This is a genomic window from uncultured Friedmanniella sp. (assembly GCF_964244285.1).
Classification (GTDB): Bacteria; Actinomycetota; Actinomycetes; order Propionibacteriales; family Propionibacteriaceae; genus Microlunatus.
The window spans coordinates 40,723-61,385 of the sequence record NZ_CAXTHT010000007.1; the positions used below are offsets into that span (position 1 = coordinate 40,723).

The window sequence follows — 20,663 nt, forward strand, 5'->3', positions numbered from 1 at the left end:
CTACCCGATCTTCTTGAGTCGGGTCAGCGAAGCTGGGGGTTCTCCGCCACCAGCTCGTCGAGGTCGGAGAGCCGGTCGAGGCCGCGGACCATCTGGCCCATCCGGAAGTTCTTGGCGAACCGCTCGCGGTGCCGGTTCAGGAAGAGCCAGTAGCCGACGGTGAACGGGCAGGCCTTCTCCCCGCGGCGCTGCTTGGGGTCGTAGACGCAGCTGCCGCAGAGGTTGGTCATCTTGTTGATGTAGTTGCCTCCACCCACGTACGGCTTGGTGGCCAGCACACCACCGTCGGCGTGCTCGGACATGCCGATGACGTTCGGCACCATCACCCAGTCGTAGCCGTCGACGAACGAGCGGTGGAACCAGTCGGTCATCTGCTGGGGGTTCCAGCCGCGCTGCATCGCGTAGTTGCTGAGCACCATCAGCCGCGGGATGTGGTGGGCCCAGCCGACCTCCCGGACCGAGGTCAGGGACCACTTGAGGCAGGCCGCGTCGGTGCCTTCGGGATCGAGGTCGGTGAACCACTCGGGGACGTCGACCTCGGCCCGCAGCTCGTTGGCCGCCCGGTAGTCCTCGCCGAGGTACCAGTACAGGTGCCAGATGTAGTCCCGCCAGCCGATCACCTGCCGCACGAAGCCCTCCACCGAGGCGATGGGCGCGTCCCCGTTCCGGTACGCCTCGACGGCGGCGTCGACCTCTTCCATCGGGTCGACCAGGCCGAGGTTGAGCGGCGCCGAGAGCATCGAGTGGGCCATCCAGCGGTCCTCGCGCAGGATCGCGTCCTCGTAGCGGCCAAAGGTGGGCAGCCTGGCGGTGACGAAGTCGTCCAGGGCGTTCAGCGCCTCGGCACGGGTGGCGGCGAAGGTCCGCGGCCCGTCCTCACCGACGAAGGTCACGCCCTCGCGCTCCAGCCGGTCGAGGTCGTCCCGGACCTCGGCGTCGATCTCGTCCTCGACCGGCCAGGACGGCTCGGGCAGCCCCAGCGTCTCCGTCCGGGGGGGCGGCTCGCGGTTCTCCGCGTCGAAGTTCCACCGGCCCTGCACGGGCTCGGCGCCGTCCATGAGGACGTCCAGGCGCAGCCGGGAGTCGCGGTAGAAGTCCTCCATCAACAAGCGCTTGCCCCCGCGGGCGTCGGCCCAGGTGGTGAAGTCGGCGCGGGGCGTTGCGTAGCCTCGCGCCGGGAGCCGTTCCAGGTCCCGTTCCTCCGCCAGCCGGTCAACGAGGTGCAGCGCGGGCCAGGACGTCGGCTGGCAGACACTCAGCGGCTCGTCGACCTGAGCCAGGCCCTCGCGGTAGGTCTCGGTGACGAGATAGGTGCACTGGTCCCCCAGCTCGGCCGCACGGTGCCGCATCGCCGAGAGCACCAGGTGGGCCTTCTGCCGGTGGAACGGCTTGCGCCGCAGCACCGAGTGCGCCTCGATCATCAAGACCGGCTGGTCCGGGGCGTCCAGGAAGGCGGGACCCAGCTGGTCCCCGAACAACCAGCGTCGGCGCATGGCCCGACCGTACCCGGGCGAACCCACCTCAACCCGTCAGCGGGAGAACAGGGTGCCCGAGACGCCGGTGATGAAGTTGCGGAGCGAGTCGGGCAGGTCGCGCAGGTGCCAGTTCTCGGGACCGTGGTACCAGGACAGGTCGGTGGAGTCGGCGTCCGCGTCGGCGTCGCTGGCCACGATCGCGTCGAGCCAGCGCTCGCTGCCGCCCAGCACGATCGCGTAGGGCAGCAGCTGAGAGAGCTCCTCCAGCTCGCGGCCGGTCGGCATCTGGTCCGTGGGGTGGCTGAGCAGGTCCGAGCGCAGCGCACCGAGCCCGGTGAGCAGGGCCGTCCCCTTCGCGGTCCGCGACGGCATCTCCTGCGCGACGAAGACGAGGCCGAGGGCGAGGACGATCAGGGCCAGGCCGATCAGCCCCAAGGTGGTGAACGCCGCGAGCAGCACCGTGACGACGACGGCGACCATCAGACCGACCACGGCGAGCCGCGTCCAACGGTTCCGGGTCGCGTCGGGTCGGTGCTCGTACCAGCCGAGCTGGACCATCTCGTCGTAGAGCAGGTCCTGGACCCGCACGATCGAGCCGTGGACCCGGCTCGACAGCTCCGAGACCAGGACGTTGCCGCCCTCGGGGGCGATGCCGTCCAGCAGCGCCTGCTCGAAGGGGCGCAGCGCGTCCCCACCGGACAGCCGGGTGAGGTCCCAGTCGGCGCGGGCGAACGCGCTGGCGCGAGACAGCTCGGTGATCCGCAGGTGGCCACGGACTGCGAGGTCGACCAGCGTCGCGGTGATGTCGATCGGGTCGACGCGCTCGTCGGCGACCGTGCCCACGTGTCCCGGCCGGACGTCGTCGACCACCCGGAACTCCGAGTGGCCGGCGGCGGTGGGCGCGAACTCGGCCACCCGGGCGACCTGGCCCCCCGCCCCGACGTCACGGCCCCGGCGACGGTGCGCCAGCACCAGGCCGATCCCACCGAGGACGAGCAGGCCCAGCGCGAGCGCCAGCGGCAGCGGCGAGGGCGAGAACGCCCGCCCGAAGCTCCACTGGTGGTCGATGACCTCGGTGGCGGCGACGGTCCCCGCCGGGAAGCCGATGTCGACCACCACGACCTCGCCCGGACCGCGCGGCCCGTCGTTGAACACCGGCGTCTGCGCGTTCTCGCTGCTGGCCGCGGCCGAGCGGCACGGGACGGCCGAGTTCGGGGCACCGGCGGTGCAGCGGACGTAGCTGATGCTGCCCGGGATCTGCACGGTGGCGCTGAACGTCTGCACCGAGGCGTCCAGCCCCTGCAGCATGGCCCAGCGCAGCGCGGTCTCGCCGCTCTCCAGGTTGACCGTCGCGCCGGTGACGCTGTAGCTGAGCACGACCTCGGTCGCGCCGTTGGTCGGCACGGTGACCTCAGTGAAGCGCTTGTCCGTGCTGACGGTCGGGGTGACCGCCGCCCCGCCGACGGTGGCGGTGAAGGGCGAGAGGGTCTGCACGTACTGGCGACCGCCCACGAGGTCCTGGCGCGTCTCGAACCGCTGGGTCAGCTGCGCCGGCGCCGCGCCGGAGTAGGTGACCTTCTCCTGCACCTTGAGCACCCCGTCCTTACCCAGGTTGCCCGAGGCCGTGACGGTGGACGCGGTGCCGGCCGCAGCGGCGGGCAGGGCGAGAGGACCGACGACCAGGCCGACGGCGGCCGTGCCGCCGAGCAGCAGCGCGGCGAGCCGACGACGTGGAGGACGGGCGTGGGGGAGGGAACGCACGGGGACAGCCTCCCATCTCAGGCGGCCACCGCGCTGGCGACCCAGCGATGTCGTCGCTGCCCGCCGGACGCGGATCTGCACCGTGCCCCCGCCGCGCCCCGCACCGCCGTTATCGTTGCCGCGTGAGCCAGCAGCCGTGGGGCAACCAGACCGGCGCCCCCTCCCCCTGGGGCCAACAACCGCCACAGGGCAACCCGTACGGGCAGTCAGGCTTCAGCGGCTGGAACCAGCCGCCCGCCCCGCAGGGCTACCAGCAGCCGTACGGCTACGGCGCCCCGCAGCCGGGGATGACCCCGTACGGGCGGCCGCCGCAGCGCCGTCGCAGCCCCCTCGGCCGGTTGCTGCTGGCCGCGGTGGGGATCGGCCTGGTGCTGCTCGCGGGTACGGTCGTCGCCGGCCTGGCCAGCTCGGGCTCGTCCTCCTCCTCCGGTGGCGCCTACCAGAACGACGACTACCAGGTCCCGCCGCCGGACGCGAACCCGCCGGCGCTGCCCCAGCCGGAGACCTACGCCGAGGCCGAGGCGATGCTGACCAAGAACACGTTCTACTCCCAGACCGCGCCGGTCCCGGTGCGGTGCGAGCAGGACCAGCTCAACGTCGACACCGCCAGCGACGCGAAGCTGAAGTCCCACTTCGAGGACCTGATGGCCTGCCTGCTGCGCGTCTGGGAGCCGCCGGTCACCGGCGCCGGGGACCAGATCGTCCGGCCCACCGTGACCATCTACAGCGACGAGATCACCACCAGGTGCGGGAAGAGCGGGATCAACGCCTTCTACTGCGGGGCCGACCAGCAGGTGTACTACAGCAACAAGCTGGACGACGCCGTGCCCATTGTCGCCACGGAGAAGTGGGCTGCGGACGTGGTGATGGCCCACGAGTTCGGGCATGCGCTCCAGGCCCGGACGGGGATCTTGATCTCCGAGGCCGCCCTCAGCCAGCAGAGCGACGACGAGCAGACCCAGCTCGACTACTCACGACGGCTGGAGACCCAGGCCGACTGCCTCTCCGGGATGTTCATCCGGTCCACCTCGAAGTCGCTCGGCATCGAGCAGTCCGACGTCGACGGCATCCTGAGCGTCTACAACGCCGTCGGCGACGACACCCTGAGCGGCAAGGCCAACATCGAGGGCAACCACGGCCTCGGCCGCAACCGCCAGTACTGGGGCAACACGGGCCTGGGCACCAGCGCCGTGAGCTCCTGCAACACCTTCACCGCGAAGGCGTCGCTGGTCCGCTAGCCCCGCGATGGCGACCCGCTCCTCAGAGCAGGGCGGACGATCTTCCCCAGCTCGGGGACCACGGCGGGCCGTCGCCCGGTGAGTTGCCGGTCGGCAGCTCGTGGGTCGCGGGGCCCATCGGCGCTCTGGCTCGGGAAGGCTTCTCCAGCCACGGCCCGAACGCCGTCCGGATCCGCTGGTCCACCAGTGCCCTCTGCCAGCTCGACGTCGCTCGCCACTCCGTCAGAGCCTGGGCTGGGACCGCCGGAACGCCGTCCGACGCTCCGTGAACGGTCCACACCCAGACCGATCGGATCGCGAAGGCGACCACGACCATCATCACGGCCCCCATGATCACGTACGCGAGGGTGCGCCGGAACGACGACGACGCCACCAGGTCGGCCGCGGAGAGCCCGATGGTCACCGTCTGCATCACCGCGGCGGCACACACCATGGCGGCGGCGAGGCCCAGACCGAGCACCGTGACCGACGTCGACGAGGGCCCGAGCAGCTTGGTCACCGTACCGGCAAGCGCGATCACGATCGCACTCAGCAGACCGGCGACCACCATCACCCTGAACGCAGCTTTCGGCTCCTCGCCGAGCAGGGCCGTTGCGGCGTCAGCGCTGGTCGCGAGGGCGAGGAAGGCTGTCGTGGCCAGGGTCAGGTTCGAGATCCAGGAGTCCTTGAACGACCAGCCCGACTCCAGGTTGGCCACCACGCTCGTCGCGCGGTAGCTCGCCGTCGGCAGCGGCTTCCACTGCAGGGGCGGCTTTCCCAGCGCCGCGATCCGCGAGTCGACGATCGCCCTCGTCTGGGCGTAGCTGGCGGTTCGCTCATCGCTGGCGGTGCTCAGCCGGTGGCGCGCCAGCAACCACGCGACCAGGCCTGCGACCAGCACGAGGAAGGCCGCGATGACGCCGCCGACGACGCCCCACCGGAGGGGGGCCCAGTCGGAGGCCTGGACCGGCGGTTGCACCGTGACCACCGGCAGGCCGCCGTCGCCGTCGCCGTCGCCGTCAAGGTCGAGCGTGAGTGCGCTCGGCGGACTCGGGAAGCACGACGCGGGAAAGGTCAGGGTCACGGTCCCGGCCTGGTGTGGCTCCAGGATCCGGTCGTCGACGGTCGCGGTGCAGCCGCTCGAGGTGGTCACCTCACCCACCAACGTCTGATCGGAGCCGGAGAGGTTGACGAGCGTCAGGTCCGTGGTGATCACACCCTTCTCATCGCGTGAGGCGGTGACGGAGGTGTCCTCGATCAGGACTGAACCCAGCGCTGTCGCCGCAGGAGCAAGAAGACCGGAGAGGGCGATGCCGAAGGCGATCGTGGCGACACCCCGGGCGACGACGTACCTCATGAGCCGGATTGTCGCGCGGTCTCGAGGTCGCCGGGGCTGCTGTGAGAAATGAACGCCGAGGTGCTGGATCCCTACCGCGTGACCAGCGCGGTGGCAATGGCCGCGATGCCCTCACCGCGCCCGGTCAGGCCGAGACCGTCGGTGGTGGTGCCGCCGAGCGAGACCGGCCCACCCACCGCGGCCGTGAGCACCTGCTCGGCCTCGACACGGCGCGGTCCGAGCTTCGGCCGGTTGCCGATCAGCTGCACGGCCACGGAGGTGACGGTGAAGCCGGCCGCGCGGACGCGGGCGGCCGTCTCGACCAGGAACTCGACGCCCGGGGCTCCCGCCCATCGCGGGTCGGACGTCCCGAAGTTGCTTCCGAGGTCGCCCAGACCCGCGGCGCTGAGCAGAGCGTCGCAGACGGCGTGGGCGACGACGTCGCCGTCGGAGTGCCCTTCGGGACCGACGGTCTCGGTGGGAAAGACGATCCCGGCCACCCACATGGGGCGGCCGGGAACGAGTTGGTGCACGTCGACGCCGATACCGGTACGGATCTCCATGGCCGGTGGCGGAAAGGGGGGCTGCCTAGGAGGCCAGCACCTCGTCGAGCAAGATCTCCGCCTTGTCCTCTTCGACCCGCTCGGCGAGAGCGAGCTCGGAAACCAGGATCTGACGAGCCTTGGCCAGCATGCGCTTCTCACCCGCGGAGAGGCCCCGCTCGCGCTCACGGCGCCACAGGTCGCGGACGACCTCGGCGACCTTCATGACGTTGCCCGAGTGCAGCTTCTCGAGGTTGGCCTTGTAGCGTCGCGACCAGTTGGTCGGCTCCTCGGTGTGCGGAGCACGGAGCACACCGAACACGCGCTCCAGACCGTCGGCGTCGACGACGTCACGGACGCCGACGAGGTCGAGGTTGCAGGCTGGGACACGCACTACGAGGTCGGTCTGGCCGACGATACGCAGGACGAGGTAGAGCTTGTCCTCGCCCTTGATCTGGCGGGTCTCGATGTCCTCGATCACGGCAGCCCCATGATTTGGGTAGACGACCGTCTCACCGACTGTAAAGGTCATATTCTCTGGTACCCCTTTCGCGGGTCCCAGTTTAGCACGTTCTCAGGATCGCCTTTCGGGCGTCTGCGCTAGTCAGAGGCCGGTATCCGGCGAAGAGAGGCTTGACAAACCGGCGGCGGATGTGCGTCACCTGTGCTCTGGGCCACAGTGTCCGCGGGCTCCGGGTGAGCCCCCCATGACGATGGCTCGTGACTCGCTAGGCTGCGGTGCAGTGTTACCCCACACAGGGTGTACCCCGGGCAGGGCAGGAGTCGACCTCGTGGTCCAAGAGTTGCGCGCAGGACGGGCGGTGCGCCGGTTACGGCAGATCGTCGCGGCCTTGCTGCTGTCGGTCACGCTGACGGCGCTGGTGGCCGGCTGCGGCTTCGACGCCCAGACCAACAAGCCCTACACCCCCGCCGACGGCACCAACGCCGACATCGGGACCGACGGCTCGCTGAAGATCCGCAACCTGGTCATCATCAGCCGCACCGAGGGCGAGGGCGTCGTCTCGGCCAGCCTCGTCGGGAACACCGACGACCAGCTCACCTCGGTCTCGGTGACCCCGATCAAGGTCGACGGCACGGCCGGCTCCCCCGTGACGGCGGCGCCGGCCACCCCCCTGCAGCTGGGCAGCGGCTCCTTCACGGTGCTGACGAACCTGGCCCCGTTGAGCGTCAAGGCCGCCGACCTGACGCCCGGTCTGACCGCAACCGTCACGATGACCTTCGCCAAGGCCGGCCCGGTGACCCTGAACTGCCCGGTCGTCGACGGCACCATCCCGCCGTGGTCGCAGGTCACCCCCGGCACCTCGGCCAGCCCGACCCCCGAGCCCACCCCCAGCTGACGCCGGGCGGCCCAGTCCCACCGGCTCGTCCCCGCCGCCTTCCGCCGCCGTACCTTCCCGGACGGTCACTTCACAGGCCTCGGAGCCGCGTTGCGCCCTTCCGCAGGGGTGTGATGCGGTCCAACGGGCTGTGAAGTGGCGGTCAGACCTCGGTCCGGGTTCGCCCATCCGGCGCCCAGGCCCAGCCGGGCGGAAGGTCAGCCGTAGGTCTCGCGGTCGCTGAAGAGGCTGCTGACCGACTCGCCTGCGTGGATCCGGTGCACCGCCTCGGCGAAGAGCGGGGCGACCGAGCGGGTCACGATGTTCGGCAGCTGCTTCTCCGGCGGCAGGGGCACCGTGTTGGTGGTGACGATCTCGGCGATGTCGGGCTCCTGCTTGAGCCGCTCGATCGCCGGGCCGGTGAACAGGCCGTGCGTGCAGACGATGGAGATCTGCCGGGCGCCCTCGTTCCGCAGCACCCGCAGCAGCTCCACGATCGAGCCGGCGGTGGCGATCTCGTCGTCCAGCACGATGACGTCCCGACCGTTGACGTCGCCGACGATCCGGTCGATCACCACGGAGTCGTCGGCCTTGCGCTGCTTGGAGCCCGCGGCCACCGGCAGCCCGAGGTTGCGGGCGAACTCGGCGGCCACCTTGGCGTTGCCGAGGTCCGGGGAGACCACGACGGTGTTGCTCAGGTCCTTGCGGCGGAAGTGCGCGGCCAGCTCCAGCACCGCGCTGAGGTGGTCCACCGGGACGGAGAAGAAGCCGTGCACCTGAGGCGCGTGCAGCGCCATCGTCAGCACCCGCGTGGCGCCGGCGGTCGCCAGCATGTCCGCGACCAGCCGGGCGCCGATGGCGATCCGCGGGGCGTCCTTCTTGTCCGAGCGCGCGTACGCGAAGTGCGGGATGACCGCGGTGATGTGGGCGGCCGAGGCACCACGCGCAGCGTCCATCATCAACAGCAGCTCGAACAGGTTCTCCTGCACCGGCGGCACCAGCGGCTGGACGATGTAGACGTCGCGCTGACGGCAGTTGGCCCGCAGCTGCACCTGCAGGCAGTCGTTGCTGAACCTGGTGGTGCGCGAGTGCGACAGCTCCACCCCGAGGATCGAGCACATCTCCTGCGCGAACTCGTGGTGGGCCGAACCAGAGAAGACGGTGATGTCGCCGGTCACGCGGCTCAGCCTAACGGGCCCGACAGGGTGCTCCGACCGCGTCCGAAGGGGCCCTGGGGCCTCCGAGACCTCGTCCTGGACGCCAGACAGGGTTGTCCTCTACCTAGGGGCTAGGTAGAGTACGACTGTGGTACGTCAGTCCCCTCGCATGACCCTGCCGACCCGCCTGGTGCTGGAGGCGCTCCTCGCCGAGCCGACGCGCGAGCTCTACGGCGCCGAGATCGGGAACCTGGCGGGGTTGCCGAGCGGCACCGTCCACCCGATCCTTGCGCGACTCGAGGGAGCGGGCTGGCTCGAGTCGCGATGGGAGGCCATCAACCCGCGGCTCGAGGGACGTCCCGCCCGCCGGTACTACGGCTTGACCGGCGGCGGCCTCGAGGCGGCTCGAGCGGCGTTGGCCCGCGCTCGTCGCCCGACGACGTGGCCCCAGGCTCGTCCAGCGCAGCCGACATGAGCGCGCCCGGGGCCAGCCTCTGGTGCTGCCGGCGGGACAGCGGGAGCGGTACGCGCGGGAGTTCGTGGCCGAGCTCCACGGCATGCCGCGCTCCCGCCAGCTCCGGCACTCCCTCAACGTGCTCGCCTGTTCGTGGGCGCTGCGCACAGCCCTCAGCACGACCAACGCCCCGTCCCCGGAGGAGACCATCATGACGACGACCGCGCGACGACCCTGGCCCTGCCGACTCCGGCGGCACCGCTGGGACGACCGGCAGAACCCGGAGACGGCGGAGCGCTACGAGATCTGCCTCCGCTGCGACGCCTACCGGGACCGGCCCGCGGCGGCGCCGGGCGCGGGCTTCGGCATCGGGAGCGGCGGGGGCGTCTGAGCCACCGGCGCAGCCCGGCTCGTGGCCGCAGTCCGCACCGTCAGCCCTCGAACTTGTAGCCCAACCCGCGCACGGTGATCAGGTAGCGGGGGTTGGCGGGATCGGGCTCGAGCTTGCTGCGCAACCGCTTCACGTGGACGTCCAGCGTCTTGGTGTCGCCCACGTAGTCGGCCCCCCAGATGCGGTCGATCAACTGGCCCCGGGTCATGACCCGTCCCGCGTTGCGCAGCAGCATCTCGAGCAGCTCGAACTCCTTGAGCGCGAGCCTGACCCGCATGCCGTCGACGGAGACCTCGTGCCGCTCGACGTCCATCCGCACCCCGGAGGACTCGACGACGTCGGGCACCAGCTCGACGTCCTGGCCGCGCCGCAGCACCGCCCGGATCCGGGCGACCAGCTCGCGGTGGCTGAACGGCTTGGTCACGTAGTCGTCCGCGCCCAGCTCCAGTCCCACGACCTTGTCGATCTCGGAGTCCCGGGCGGTGACCATGATCACGGGCACCGGTCCGCGGAGCCGCAGCTGACGGCAGACCTCCGTACCGGGCAGCCCGGGCATCATCAGGTCGAGCAGCACGATGTCGGCACCCGTCCGGTCGTACTCGGCCAGTCCCGTGGCGCCGTCGGCGGCCTCGACGACGTCGAAGCCCTCCTTGCGCAACATGTAGCCCAACGTCTCGCGGTAGGACTCCTCGTCCTCGACCACCAGCACCCGCGTCATCGCACCTCCACTCGCTCGTCCCGGCCGGCGAGGGGCAGCACCGTCACCGGCGCCCCCCGGTCCTCCTCTGGCGCTGTCGTCGGCCCTGGCTGCAGGTGCGCAGGGATCTTGATGGTGAACGTCGAGCCGGCGCCCGGCTGGCTCCAGACCGACACGTCCCCGCCATGGGTGGCAGCGATGTGCTTGACGATCGACAGCCCCAGTCCGGTACCGCCGTTGGCGCGGCTACGGGCGTAGTCGACGCGGTAGAAGCGCTCGAAGATCCGGTCCAGCTCGTTCGGCGAGATGCCGATGCCGTTGTCGGAGACGGTGATCTCGACGTAGTCGTCGTCGCTCATCGCCTGCACGTGGGCCGCGACGACGACGCGGGCGCCCGGGTCGGAGTACACGACCGCGTTCTCGACCAGGTTGCCGACGGCCACGATGAGCTGGCGCGCGCTGCCCAGCACCCGGGTGCCGCGGGTGCCGGCGACGGCGAGGGACACGCCGTGCTGCTCGGCGTCCACCCGGCATCGGTCGACCGCGTCGGAGAGCACCTCGTCGACGTCGACCTCCTCCGGGTCGGCGAGCGGGTCGTCGGCCTGCAGCCGGGACAGCTCGATGATCTGGGCCACCAGGTCGTTCAACCGGGCCGACTCGACGCCCATCCGGCCGGCGAAGCGGCGAACGGCCGGCGGGTCGTCGGCCGCGTCCTCGACCGCCTCCGCCAGCAGCGAGATGGCCCCGATCGGGGTCTTCAGCTCGTGGCTGACGTTGGCCACGAAGTCCCGCCGGGTCTGCTCGATCCGTCGCGCGGTGGTCTGGTCGTCGGCGAGGATCAGCACCTGACCGCCCTCGAGCGGGGCCACCCGGGCCGTCAGGTACGTCGACGCGGCGCGCGGACCCCGGGTCACCTCGAGCTCGACCGTGCGGATCATCCGGTCCCGCCGGACGGCGCGCACCAGCTCGAGCAGCTCGGCCAGCGCCACCCGGCTGCCCCGGGCGAGGCCCAGGTTGCGGGCGGTCGTGGTGGCCTCGAGCACCTCGTCGTGGGGCCCGACGACGACGCCGGAGGAGGGCAGGATGGCCAGCAGGTCGGCGACGCCGTCCGGCACGACCGGCTCCGGCGCCTCGAACGGCTGCATCGGCTCCGGGCGATCCCGACCGGTCCAGCGGGCGAGCAGCAGGCCGACGACCACGCCGACGACCAGCCCCAAGCCAGCCGCCAGGGTGGTGTTCACACGGGAATAGTAAGGGCGTCGGCCGCCCGTCCGAGAGCGTTCACACCCCGCCCCCGCACGGATCCGCGCAGCGTTCCGGACCTGTTCACCTGTCGTTCACCGGCTGGGCGGCTCGGTGTAGGGGTCAGGCATAGGGTTGGGGCCACTCCAGTCACAGAGGGGATTGACCCATGCGGGACTCCTACCGCGAACAGATCGACGACATCCTGGCCGACCTCGTGCAGATGTCGCAGGCCGTGTCGTCGGCGGTCCGCAGCAGCACGACCGCTCTGCTCGAGGCCGACATCCACCTCGCCGAACAGGTCATCAGCGACGACGAGAAGCTCGACGCCAAGCAGAGCGAGGTCGAGGCGCGTGCCTTCTCCCTGCTCGCCCGGCAGGCGCCCGTGGCCGGTGAGCTGCGGACCCTGGTGGCGACCCTCCGGATGGTGACCGAGCTCGAGCGGATGGGCGACCTCGCCGCCCACGTGGCCAAGATCGCCCGGCTCCGCTACCCCGAGATCGCCGTCCCGCCGGAGCTGCGTGCCAACTTCGTCCGGATGGGGGACGTGGCCGAGAAGATGGTCGTCACCGCCGGCCAGACCCTCAACGACCGCAACATCCAGAACGCCCAGGAGCTGCGAGCCCGCGACGAGGAGATGGACGAGCTGCGTCGCACCCAGTTCCGGCTGCTGCTGAGCGACGACTGGAGCTCCGGCGTCGAGGCCGCGGTCGACGTCGCCCTGCTGGGTCGCTACTACGAGCGGATCGCCGACCACGCCGCCTCCATGGCCCGCCGCATCATCTACGTCGTCACCGGCGAGTTCCCCGAAGACGCGTACTGGCCCCAGCCGTAAGTATGGTTCTCGCTCCGCTCGAGCGCGGATGGGGCGGGTGAGGCCACAAGCCCGGTGGGCAGGCTAGGTCGCTTCGCCGAACCAGGTGGGCAGGTGTTTCTCCAGGCTCTCCTGGTCATCTCCTACCCACGCGATGTGGCCGTCGGGGCGGAGCAGCACCGCCCGGACGTCGAGCTCGTCACTGTGATCGACCACGTGGTCGACCCGGTCCGCCCAGCCGGCGACGGAGAGCTGACCGGACTGGTCCAGCAGCAGGCCGCGACCGGCGTGCATGAGGCCGTAGAGGTGGCCGCGGCTGAGGGCGACGTCGCGCAACCTTCGGCCGAGCAGCGGGTGGCCGTCGCCGAGGTCGTAGCGGATCCCGACGGCGCTGACCCGTTCGACCAGGTAGCGGTTCACCTCGTCGAAGCTCATCAGCTCCGACAACAGCTGGCGGACGGCCACGGGACCCGGCTCGGTCGACAGCAGCTCGGCCTGGGCGCGGCTGAGGGTCAGCACGTCCTCGGCCACCGGCCGGCGTTCGCTCTGGTAGGTGTCGAGCAGACCGTCGGGCGCCCAGCCGGCAACCTCGGCGGCGAGCTTCCAGCCGAGGTTGAACGAGTCCTGCAGGCCGAGGTTGAGCCCCTGCCCGCCGGTCGGGGGGTGGACGTGCGACGCATCCCCGGCCAGCAGCACCCGGCCGACCCGGTACCGCTCGGCCAACCGGGTCGCGTCGTTGAAGCGGGACAGCCAGCGCGGGGAGTGCACGCCGACGTCGAGGCCGGTGAAGAACCGCAGCCGCTGCTCGAGCTCGACCAGGGTGGGCGGGACCGCGCGGTCCTCGGTCACCCGCTCGGCGGGGACGACGACCCGGTAGACGCCCTCGCCCACCGGTCCGGCCCCGAACCCCCGCTGCGTCTGGCGGACCTCGGCCACTGCCGCAGCCAGCGCCTCCGGGTCGATCGAGATCTCGACCTCGCCGATCAGCCACTCGTGACGCGCCGGCACACCGGGAAAGTCCACGCCGAGCAGCCGGCGTACGGTGCTGCGTCCGCCGTCCGCGCCGACGACGTAGCGAGAGCGGAGCGACATGCCGTCGACCAGCGCGACGGTCACGCCGTCGTCGTCCTGGCCCAGCCCGACCAGCTCGGACCCGCGTCGGACCTCGGCCCCGAGCCGGGCCGCATGCTCGCTCACCACGCGTTCGGTGACGGTCTGCGGGACACCGAGCAGGTACGGGTGGGCCGTGTCCAAGCCGTCCGGTGCCGGCCGGACGATGCCCGCGAACCCGCCGAGCGGGTACGGCACACCCTCGGCGAGCAGCTCCTCGAGGAGTCCGCGCTGGTCCATCACCTCGAGGCTGCGGACGTGCAGGCCAAGTCCCCCACCGCGTCCGGGCGGCACCGCCGACCGCTCCAGCACCAGCACGTCCACGCCGTGCAGCGCCAGCTCACCGGCCAGCATCATCCCGCTCGGACCACCACCGGCCACGATCACGTCGATCACCAGAACCGTCCCCTTCCGTACAGGTCGGGGTGATTCTGCGGCACCGATGGGGCCTTGCCGCAAGACCCCAGGTCCGCTGTACGTTCAAGGTGGCGGGAGTGATCGACCGCCGCTCCCCTACTTCTTGCCCTGGTTCTTGACCGCCTCGATCGAGGCGGCGGCGGCCTCGGGGTCGAGGTAGCGCCCGCCCGTGCTCACCGGGGTGAGGTCGTCGGCCAGCTCGTAGACCAGCGGGATGCCGGTGGGGATGTTCAGGCCCACCACGTCGGCGTCGCTGATCTGGTCGAGGTGCTTGACGATCGCCCGCAGCGAGTTGCCGTGAGCGGCGACGAGGGTGACACGGCCGGCGAGCAGGTCGGGCACGATCGCGTCGTACCAGTACGGCAGCGCCCGCAGCAGGACGTCCTTCAGGCACTCGGTCCGCGGCCGCGCCTCGGGCGGCAGGCCGGCGTAGCGCGGGTCGTGGAAGTTGGCGAACTCGTCGGCGTCGTCGATGGGGGGCGGCGGCACGTCGTAGGAGCGACGCCAGGTCATGAACTGCTCCTCGCCGAACTCCGCCAGCGTCGCGGCCTTGTCCTTGCCCTGCAGCGCGCCGTAGTGCCGCTCGTTCAGCCGCCACGACCGCCGGGTCGGGATCCAGAGCCGGTCTGCGGTGTCCAGGGCCAGCTGGGAGGTCCGGATCGCCCGCCGCAGCAGCGAGGTGTGCAGGACGTCAGGCAGCAGCCCCGCCTCCGCGATCAGCTCCCCGCCTCGCCTTGCCTCCCGCTCCCCCTTCTCGTTCAGGTCGACGTCGACCCAGCCGGTGAAGAGGTTGAGCGCGTTCCAGGCGCTCTCGCCGTGCCGCAGCAGGATTAGGGTGGAAGTCATGGCCAAAACTCTAGTGGCAGGTCGGTGGGGGCCAGCCGATGAGTTCGGCCCCTGGGCGCGGTCGGCACAGCATGACGAACAGCGCTGCACGGCTCGGCAAGGTCGTGGTGAACCGGGCGATGTCGCTCGACGGCTTCATCGCCGCCGCGGACGGGGCGATGGGTCCGATCGTCGAGCACCTGAAGGACGACCCGTTCCCCGAGGTGATGCTCGAGACCGGCGCCATGCTCGTCGGTCGACGCACACACGAGGTGGCCGAGCGGATGTCGAAGGAGGACACCAGCTACGACGGAGGGCCGGTGTTCGTCCTGACGCACCGGCCGCCGGACGACCCGCGGCGCGGGGTCACGTTCCTCAGCTGCGGCCTGGCGGAGGCCGTCACCACGGCGCAGGCCGCCGCGGGGCCGAAGAACGTGGAGATCCTCGGCGCCGACCTGGCCAGCCAGTGCCTGCAGCAGGGCCTGGTGGACGAGGTCCTGGTGTACGTCCTGCCCGTGCTGCTCGGCGACGGGGTCCGCTTCTCGACCCCGACGCTCGGTCGGGTGGAGCTGGAGCCGTACAGCAACACCCAGTCGGGTGCGGTGACGATGCTCCGCTTCCGGGTGCGGAGGTAGGCGGGACCTCGGCGTCGGGGGTCGGGTGGTGAGAATGAGGGCATGACCGCTGCGCCCACCGCCCCTGACCGTCCGCTCGCCCTGGTGACGGGGGCGAGCAGCGGCATCGGCGCGGCCAGCGCCCGTCGCCTAGCCGCCGACGGGTACCGGGTCGTCTGTGCGGCCCGCCGGCAGGAGCGCATCGAGGTACTGGCCGCCGAGATCGGCGGGACGGCGCTGGCCTGCGACGTCACCGACGCCGGGCAGGTCGCCGCACTCGCGGCGGCGGTCGGCCCGTCGCTGGACCTGCTGGTCAACAACGCCGGCCTCGCCCTCGGGATGGAGCCGGTGGCCGAGGCCGACCTGGACTCCTGGCAGACGATGTACGCGGTCAACGTGCTCGGGGCCGCCGCGGTGACCAAGGCCGTGCTGCCCGCCCTGGTCCAGGCGCACGGGCAGATCATCGTCATGACCTCGACGGCCGCCGACCTGCCGTACGAGGGCGGCGCCGGCTACTGCGGCGCGAAGGCCGCCGAACGCGCGATGACCGGGGCCCTGCGGCTGGAGCTGTACGACACCGACGTCCGGATCGCCGAGATCTGCCCCGGGATGGTGCGCACCGACGAGTTCGCGGTCAACCGCTTCGACGGGGACGCCACCCGGGCCGCCAAGGTCTACGAGGGCGTGACCGCCCCGCTCACCGCCGAGGACGTCGCCGACTGCGTCGGCTGGGTCGCCGGCCGCCCCCATCACGTCAACATCGACCGGTTGACCGTCCGGCCCCGCGCCCAGGCCGCCCAGCACAAGGTCCACCGGGTGGTCGGCTAGCCCTTCGACGGGCTCAGGTCGCGGAGACGCGGTACATCCGGGCGGCGGCGACGCCCTCGCCCGTCCCGAGGGCCAGGCCGCCGCCCGTCCGGTGCACCTCCCAGGCGGGCAGCACGCCGGCCGGCGGGTAGACCTGCTCGACGCTCATCTCGGCGTCGGGCAGGTGCGGCAGGGCCAGCACCACCTCGGCCGGGGCGTGTGCCTGACGCCAGGCCAGCAACAGGGTCTCCGCGCCGTCGTCGAAGGCCACGCTGACCCACGGGTCGTCCCAGGTGGGGAGTCCCGTGGGGAACCGGGGCACCGAGCGGGCGAGATGCTGACGGATGGCCTTGTGCGCGTCGACCCCGGCCCGCACCAGGGCGAGCTGGTCGTCGTCCATCCGGTCGAGCAGCCCCGCCTGGTAGAGCCGCCCGGCCAGGCCCGTGCACATGGTGAAGACGATCTCCTCGTCGGTCATCGTGGCTTGGGGGTACGCCCAGTGGGCGGCCTGCTCGGGCAGCACGTGCACCAGCGAGGCGACCGCGATGGCCGGGTAGAGCAGCGGGTCCTGCTGGTCGGAGGTGGACTGCAGCTGCAACCGGCTGAGCATCGCGAAGTCCGACCGCAGCGCGCCCGAGCCGCAGTTCTCCAGCACCAGGTCCGGGTGCCGGTCGAGGACCCCGTCGAGCCAGGACAGCACCGCACGACAGTGCTCGAGCAGCCCGTGCCCGACGCTCGCGGCCTCCAGGTCGGTGCCGGGCCCCGGCGTCACGTTGTAGTCCAGCTTGAAGTAGCCGACCCCGAGGTCGAAGACCAGCCGGTCGATCGTCTGGTCCAGGTGCGCGCGGGCGTCCGGGTTGCGCAGGTCGAGCAGGTAACGGTCCCGCTCGCGGACGCGCACGCCGCCGCGCTGCAGGAAGGCGCGCTCGGGCAGGGTCTGCGCGGTCCGGCTGGTGACCCCGACGACCTCGGGCTCCAGCCAGAGTCCGGGCACCATGCCCCGGCTGCGGATGTGGTCGAGCAGAAAGGACAGCCCGCGCGGGAAGCGGACCGTCGAGGGCTCCCAGTCCCCCACCGAGGCCCACCAACCGGCCGTGTCGTCGTACCAGCCGGCGTCGATGCAGTAGTACTCCGCCCCGACGGCCTCCGCCGCGTCGATCAGAGGCAGCTCCTTGGCCTCGGTCGGGTCGCCCTCCAGGGTGTCCATGTAGTCGTTGAAGACCACCGGCAACCTCACGTTCTGGGGATGGTCGCGTCGGCTGGCCCGCCGCTGCTCGGTGAGCCGGCCGAAAGCCTCGTCGAGGGAACCGGCCACGGCGAAACTGACCGGCACGGTGGTGAAGGACTCGGTTGCGCTGACCGAGACCGACCAGCTGTGCAGCATGTCGGTCGGCCCCAGCACCGACACGTACGCACCGTCCGCCTGGTCCCCGGCCGGCGGCCCGGCCGCGTCGTCGCTGATCACGGCGGGCTGCCAGCCCTGGCCCCGGCGCTCGCCGACCTCCCAGACCCACGGGCCGTTGTGCTCGACCTGCCAGGCCAGCGTCCGGCCGGCACCGCCGACCACGGCTCCGACCGGGACATACGCCCCGGAGGACCAGGTGCTGGTGGCGACGGCGCGGACCGCGCTGCCGGCCGTCGGTCCGCGGGCACCGGACCGCGTCGTCACCAGGCCGGCCGAGCGCAGCGGATGCGCCGACCAGCGGTTCTCCGCCGTCCAGCTGCACTCGGCCCGCCAGACGGTCGTACCGGCGAGGTCGTCGGAGACGACGGCACCGGTGGCCAGGCTGCTCACCGCCCAGACCAGCACCGGCGGCCGTCCGGCTGTCCCGGACAGGGTCGTCGTTGTCCGCACCGCCGCCATTCCGGGCAGCACGACGAAGCGGCTGAACGCGCGCAGCCCCGTCACCGGCTCCATCTGCTCGATCTCGAGCACGGCCGCCGGACCTTCGGTGCGCGCCTCATGTCGGACGTAGCGCAGACCGCCGCCGAGCTGACTACCGGTCATCCGGGAGCTGTGGCTGCTGGGGTCCGAGCCGAGCTGGGGGCCCATCACCTCGACCAGCGGCTGCTGCACCCGGGCGTACGCGGCGGGGTCGCCCGGGCCGGGACCGGCTCCGGCCACGACGTCGACCAGCCGGAGCGGGCCGTCCTCGCCCGCACTGTCCACGTCCGCGAGGAAGCGCAGGCTGACCGCGGGGGTGGTCCAGTCGATCGTGGTCACGTGGCCTCGCTGCTCCTCCGGGTCGGGTGCGGCTCAGTCTGCCGGTAGCCTGCCGAGCATGGCCAGGACCATCGCCACCGCCACCGCCGTCGAGCTCGCCGAGCTGCTGGACTTCGTCCGGCCGCGGCACCACCTGCTGCTCGCCACCACCCGCGCCGACGGCCGTCCGCAGCTCTCGCCCGTCTCCGGCGGCGTCGACGAGCAGGGCCGGATCGTCATCTCCTCCTACCCGGGCCGGGCCAAGGTCCGCAACGCCGAGCGGCACGCCGCAGTCTCGGTCTGCGTGCTCAGCGACGACTTCGACGGCCCGTGGGTGCAGGTGGACGGTGACGCCGAGGTGCTGCACATGCCCGAAGCCGAGGACCCGCTGGTCGACTACTTCCGTTGCATCGCGGGCGAGCACCCGAACTGGGACGAGTACCGGGCGGCGATGCGGCTGCAGGACAAGTCGCTGATCCGGGTCACGCCCACCCGCTGGGGTCCCGTCGCGACCGGCGGCTTCCCCGCCGACGTCGCGGCCCGCCTGGACGGCTGAGCCGCGGCTCGGCGCCGGCTCAGCCGTCGACGAAGGGCTGGTCGTCCCCGACGCAGACCCGGCCCGCGGCGGGCAGCGCGGTCTTCAGCAGGTAGCGGTCGACCGCGTCGGTCACACACGCAGAGGTGCCGTAGGAGGTGTGGCCCCAGCTGTCGGAGGTGAGCAGCCGGGAGCCTGGGGACAAGGCGGCCGCGTGCTGGGCGCCGACGTAGTTGGTGGCTGGGTCCCAGTAGCTGCCGACGACGAGCAGCGGCTCGAACGGGCGGCGGGTGAAGGGGCCACGGTAGGCGTCCTCATCCCGTCCGCTGAACGCGTCCCCGGCGCAGGACCCCAGGCTCCAGGTCCAGAGCCGACCGAAGTAGCGGGCCCTGCGGTCCGCCGCCGACCCGGCCTTCGGGTAGGTGGCGAGGTGCGCCGGGTTGAGCGAGTCGGTGCAGGCCACGGCGGCCGGGGCCTCGTAGCCGTTGTCGTAGGGGAAACCGAACCGCGGCGGACGGCCACCCGTCCGCTGGTCGATCTGCTGCAGCACCCGCGCGACCTGGTCGACGGACCGCCGCCGCTGGGCCAGGGCGCGGCCGGCTGCGGGCTCGGTCGTCTCCAGCAGCTGCGCCATCAGGCTGGTCACCAGCTCGGGCCCGTTGGGGTAGTAGAGCGCGCTCAGCACGCTCGAGACGAGGTCGGGGTAACCGAACCGCTCACGTTCGTCGGTGTCGGGGTCGGTCACCACGATGGGGTGCTTCTTGAGCCGCTTCGCCACCACCTCGAAGTTTCCGACCGGGTTGCCGTCGGCGAAGCTGCACGCGTCGGCCCCCGCCTTGTCGCAGCGGACGAGGAGCGTCCGCAGCGCCTTGGACGCCCCTTCGGCAGCGTGGATCCGGGCCTCGATCGGGAGCTTCGCGGTGGCCGTGGTGCCGGCCCAGCCGACCGGGTCGATCACCCCGTCCAGGGCCAGCGCCCGGACCCGGTCGGGGAAGAGGTTGGCGTAGACCTGGCCGATGTAGGTGCCGTAGGAGAAGCCGAGATAGCTGAGCCGTCGGTCCCCGACCGCCCGTCGCAGCACGTCGAGGTCGCGGGCCACCTCGGCGGTCGACATCGACACCGACAGCGGCGCACCGGTGCTCGAGCAGCCGCGACCCAGAGCTCGCTCGGCCCGCAGGTAGGCCTTCTGCACCGCGGCCCCGTACGGGAACGGGACGGTGGCGAGGGTGTTCAGGACCGGCGCCTGGTCGGCCGGCGTGGCGAAGCACTGCACCGCGTCGCTGGCGCCGACGCCCCTCGGGTCGAAGCCGACCAGGTCGAACCGGTCGAGCAGGCTCGAGCTGAGGAACCGCGGCGCGTCTTGCACGAAGTCGGTACCGGAGTCCCCCGGCCCGCCCGGGTTCACGAACAGGGTGCCGATCCGCCGTTCGGGGTGCCGCGCCGGCAGCTGGCGCAGGGCGACCTCCACCTGGGGTCCGTGCGGGTCGTCGTAGTCCAGCGGCAGCTCGGCGGTGGAGCAGCGGAAGCCGCCACCGCAGTCGTACCACCTCAAGACCGGCGTGGGGACGGCGTCGACGCGGCGGCGCTCCTGCGGGCTGGTCACGTCGTAAGCCGTCAGGCCGGCCGCCGTCGCCGGTGCGACCACCGCGCCCGCGCTGACCAGCGCCAGCAGCAGGGAGACGACGAACGCGGGCAGCATTGGGACCGCCGAGCGACGCTGGAGCGACAT

Annotated in this window: 20 protein-coding genes; 8 read left to right on the forward strand and 12 right to left on the reverse strand. The window is 71.7% G+C overall.

The genetic code is table 11. From position 1 onward, the window contains the following. Positions 1-23 precede the first annotated feature (23 nt). Positions 24-1,493, reverse strand: a complete 1,470-nt coding sequence (locus tag ACFE7W_RS16035; RefSeq protein ID WP_375425824.1) for a cryptochrome/photolyase family protein — start codon at positions 1,491-1,493, stop codon at positions 24-26. A 36-nt stretch (positions 1,494-1,529) separates the two neighbouring features. Continuing rightward, the gene (locus ACFE7W_RS16040) at positions 1,530-3,236 is read right to left on the reverse strand and encodes a DUF2207 family protein (protein WP_375425825.1); all 1,707 of its coding nucleotides are present in this window, start codon (positions 3,234-3,236) and stop codon (positions 1,530-1,532) included. 122 nt (positions 3,237-3,358) lie between these two features. Here ACFE7W_RS16040 and ACFE7W_RS16045 point away from each other — a divergent pair, with 122 nt between their 5' ends. Further along, positions 3,359-4,474 carry a neutral zinc metallopeptidase gene (locus ACFE7W_RS16045; protein ID WP_375425826.1) on the forward strand — a complete coding sequence of 372 codons (1,116 nt, stop codon included), beginning with the start codon at positions 3,359-3,361 and terminating at the stop codon, positions 4,472-4,474. Between the two features lie 22 nt (positions 4,475-4,496). Here ACFE7W_RS16045 and ACFE7W_RS16050 read toward each other — a convergent pair whose 3' ends face one another. The 3 genes from ACFE7W_RS16050 to ACFE7W_RS16060 all read right to left on the reverse strand — a co-directional run bounded on the left by ACFE7W_RS16050 (position 4,497) and on the right by ACFE7W_RS16060 (position 6,863). Beyond that, the gene (locus ACFE7W_RS16050; protein WP_375425827.1) at positions 4,497-5,810 is read right to left on the reverse strand and encodes a hypothetical protein; all 1,314 of its coding nucleotides are present in this window, start codon (positions 5,808-5,810) and stop codon (positions 4,497-4,499) included. A gap of 71 nt (positions 5,811-5,881) precedes the next feature. Next, on the reverse strand, positions 5,882-6,352 hold the full coding sequence (ispF, locus tag ACFE7W_RS16055) for a 2-C-methyl-D-erythritol 2,4-cyclodiphosphate synthase (protein ID WP_375425828.1): 471 nt from the start codon (positions 6,350-6,352) through the stop codon (positions 5,882-5,884). Positions 6,353-6,377: 25 nt separating this feature from the next. Continuing rightward, positions 6,378-6,863: a CarD family transcriptional regulator gene (locus tag ACFE7W_RS16060; protein ID WP_375425829.1), complete on the reverse strand. Its 486-nt coding sequence runs from the start codon at positions 6,861-6,863 to the stop codon at positions 6,378-6,380. 289 nt (positions 6,864-7,152) lie between these two features. Between ACFE7W_RS16060 and ACFE7W_RS16065 the strand changes: the two genes are divergently transcribed. Beyond that, positions 7,153-7,689, forward strand: a complete 537-nt coding sequence (locus ACFE7W_RS16065) for a hypothetical protein (RefSeq protein WP_375425830.1) — start codon at positions 7,153-7,155, stop codon at positions 7,687-7,689. Between the two features lie 197 nt (positions 7,690-7,886). Here ACFE7W_RS16065 and ACFE7W_RS16070 read toward each other — a convergent pair whose 3' ends face one another. Beyond that, positions 7,887-8,846 (reverse strand): ribose-phosphate diphosphokinase, encoded by a 960-nt coding sequence (locus ACFE7W_RS16070; protein WP_375425831.1) that lies wholly within the window; start codon positions 8,844-8,846, stop codon positions 7,887-7,889. Positions 8,847-8,994: 148 nt separating this feature from the next. Between ACFE7W_RS16070 and ACFE7W_RS16075 the strand changes: the two genes are divergently transcribed. Continuing rightward, positions 8,995-9,300: a PadR family transcriptional regulator gene (locus ACFE7W_RS16075; RefSeq protein WP_375425832.1), complete on the forward strand. Its 306-nt coding sequence runs from the start codon at positions 8,995-8,997 to the stop codon at positions 9,298-9,300. Between the two features lie 22 nt (positions 9,301-9,322). Next, positions 9,323-9,670, forward strand: a complete 348-nt coding sequence (locus ACFE7W_RS16080; RefSeq protein ID WP_375425833.1) for a hypothetical protein — start codon at positions 9,323-9,325, stop codon at positions 9,668-9,670. Between the two features lie 40 nt (positions 9,671-9,710). Here ACFE7W_RS16080 and ACFE7W_RS16085 read toward each other — a convergent pair whose 3' ends face one another. Continuing rightward, the gene (locus ACFE7W_RS16085; RefSeq protein WP_375425834.1) at positions 9,711-10,388 is read right to left on the reverse strand and encodes a response regulator; all 678 of its coding nucleotides are present in this window, start codon (positions 10,386-10,388) and stop codon (positions 9,711-9,713) included. Next, positions 10,385-11,608: a sensor histidine kinase gene (locus tag ACFE7W_RS16090; protein ID WP_375425835.1), complete on the reverse strand. Its 1,224-nt coding sequence runs from the start codon at positions 11,606-11,608 to the stop codon at positions 10,385-10,387. The genes ACFE7W_RS16085 and ACFE7W_RS16090 overlap by 4 nt, the downstream gene beginning before the upstream one ends. Positions 11,609-11,778: 170 nt before the next feature. On the opposite strand from ACFE7W_RS16090, the gene phoU reads away from it, so the two are divergent. Next, positions 11,779-12,444 carry a phosphate signaling complex protein PhoU gene (phoU, locus tag ACFE7W_RS16095; protein ID WP_375425836.1) on the forward strand — a complete coding sequence of 222 codons (666 nt, stop codon included), beginning with the start codon at positions 11,779-11,781 and terminating at the stop codon, positions 12,442-12,444. 63 nt (positions 12,445-12,507) lie between these two features. Here the strand turns inward: phoU and rox are convergent, their stop codons facing one another. Together rox and ACFE7W_RS16105 are read right to left on the reverse strand one after the other, a co-directional pair. Then, entirely contained in the window at positions 12,508-13,929 is a 1,422-nt protein-coding gene (gene rox / locus ACFE7W_RS16100) for a rifampin monooxygenase (RefSeq protein ID WP_375425837.1), read from the reverse strand. Positions 13,930-14,046: 117 nt separating this feature from the next. Continuing rightward, positions 14,047-14,796, reverse strand: a complete 750-nt coding sequence (locus ACFE7W_RS16105; protein WP_375425838.1) for a phosphoglyceromutase — start codon at positions 14,794-14,796, stop codon at positions 14,047-14,049. A gap of 71 nt (positions 14,797-14,867) precedes the next feature. Here ACFE7W_RS16105 and ACFE7W_RS16110 point away from each other — a divergent pair, with 71 nt between their 5' ends. After that, entirely contained in the window at positions 14,868-15,410 is a 543-nt protein-coding gene (locus tag ACFE7W_RS16110; RefSeq protein WP_375425839.1) for a dihydrofolate reductase family protein, read from the forward strand. 42 nt (positions 15,411-15,452) lie between these two features. Beyond that, the gene (locus ACFE7W_RS16115) at positions 15,453-16,217 is read left to right on the forward strand and encodes an SDR family NAD(P)-dependent oxidoreductase (RefSeq protein WP_375425840.1); all 765 of its coding nucleotides are present in this window, start codon (positions 15,453-15,455) and stop codon (positions 16,215-16,217) included. Between the two features lie 13 nt (positions 16,218-16,230). Here the strand turns inward: ACFE7W_RS16115 and ACFE7W_RS16120 are convergent, their stop codons facing one another. Then, entirely contained in the window at positions 16,231-18,420 is a 2,190-nt protein-coding gene (locus ACFE7W_RS16120; RefSeq protein WP_375425841.1) for a glycoside hydrolase family 36 protein, read from the reverse strand. A 58-nt stretch (positions 18,421-18,478) separates the two neighbouring features. Between ACFE7W_RS16120 and ACFE7W_RS16125 the strand changes: the two genes are divergently transcribed. After that, positions 18,479-18,955 carry a PPOX class F420-dependent oxidoreductase gene (locus tag ACFE7W_RS16125; protein ID WP_375425842.1) on the forward strand — a complete coding sequence of 159 codons (477 nt, stop codon included), beginning with the start codon at positions 18,479-18,481 and terminating at the stop codon, positions 18,953-18,955. A gap of 19 nt (positions 18,956-18,974) precedes the next feature. On the opposite strand, the gene ACFE7W_RS16130 is transcribed toward ACFE7W_RS16125, so the two are convergent. After that, positions 18,975-20,663 (reverse strand): alpha/beta fold hydrolase, encoded by a 1,689-nt coding sequence (locus ACFE7W_RS16130; RefSeq protein ID WP_375425843.1) that lies wholly within the window; start codon positions 20,661-20,663, stop codon positions 18,975-18,977.

Excerpts from the sequence above, each read along its gene's own strand:
- ACFE7W_RS16035 (WP_375425824.1), bottom strand. The coding sequence starts at position 1,493 with ATGCGCCGACGCTGGTTGTTCGGGGACCAGCTGGGTCCCGCCTTCCTG.
- ACFE7W_RS16050 (WP_375425827.1), bottom strand. The coding sequence starts at position 5,810 with ATGAGGTACGTCGTCGCCCGGGGTGTCGCCACGATCGCCTTCGGCATC.
- ispF (WP_375425828.1), bottom strand. The coding sequence starts at position 6,352 with ATGGAGATCCGTACCGGTATCGGCGTCGACGTGCACCAACTCGTTCCC.
- ACFE7W_RS16060 (WP_375425829.1), bottom strand. The coding sequence starts at position 6,863 with ATGACCTTTACAGTCGGTGAGACGGTCGTCTACCCAAATCATGGGGCT.
- ACFE7W_RS16075 (WP_375425832.1), top strand. The coding sequence starts at position 8,995 with ATGACCCTGCCGACCCGCCTGGTGCTGGAGGCGCTCCTCGCCGAGCCG.
- ACFE7W_RS16085 (WP_375425834.1), bottom strand. The coding sequence starts at position 10,388 with ATGACGCGGGTGCTGGTGGTCGAGGACGAGGAGTCCTACCGCGAGACG.
- phoU (WP_375425836.1), top strand. The coding sequence starts at position 11,779 with ATGCGGGACTCCTACCGCGAACAGATCGACGACATCCTGGCCGACCTC.
- ACFE7W_RS16105 (WP_375425838.1), bottom strand. The coding sequence starts at position 14,796 with ATGACTTCCACCCTAATCCTGCTGCGGCACGGCGAGAGCGCCTGGAAC.
- ACFE7W_RS16110 (WP_375425839.1), top strand. The coding sequence starts at position 14,868 with ATGACGAACAGCGCTGCACGGCTCGGCAAGGTCGTGGTGAACCGGGCG.
- ACFE7W_RS16115 (WP_375425840.1), top strand. The coding sequence starts at position 15,453 with ATGACCGCTGCGCCCACCGCCCCTGACCGTCCGCTCGCCCTGGTGACG.
- ACFE7W_RS16125 (WP_375425842.1), top strand. The coding sequence starts at position 18,479 with ATGGCCAGGACCATCGCCACCGCCACCGCCGTCGAGCTCGCCGAGCTG.
- ACFE7W_RS16130 (WP_375425843.1), bottom strand. The coding sequence starts at position 20,663 with ATGTCGCTCCAGCGTCGCTCGGCGGTCCCAATGCTGCCCGCGTTCGTC.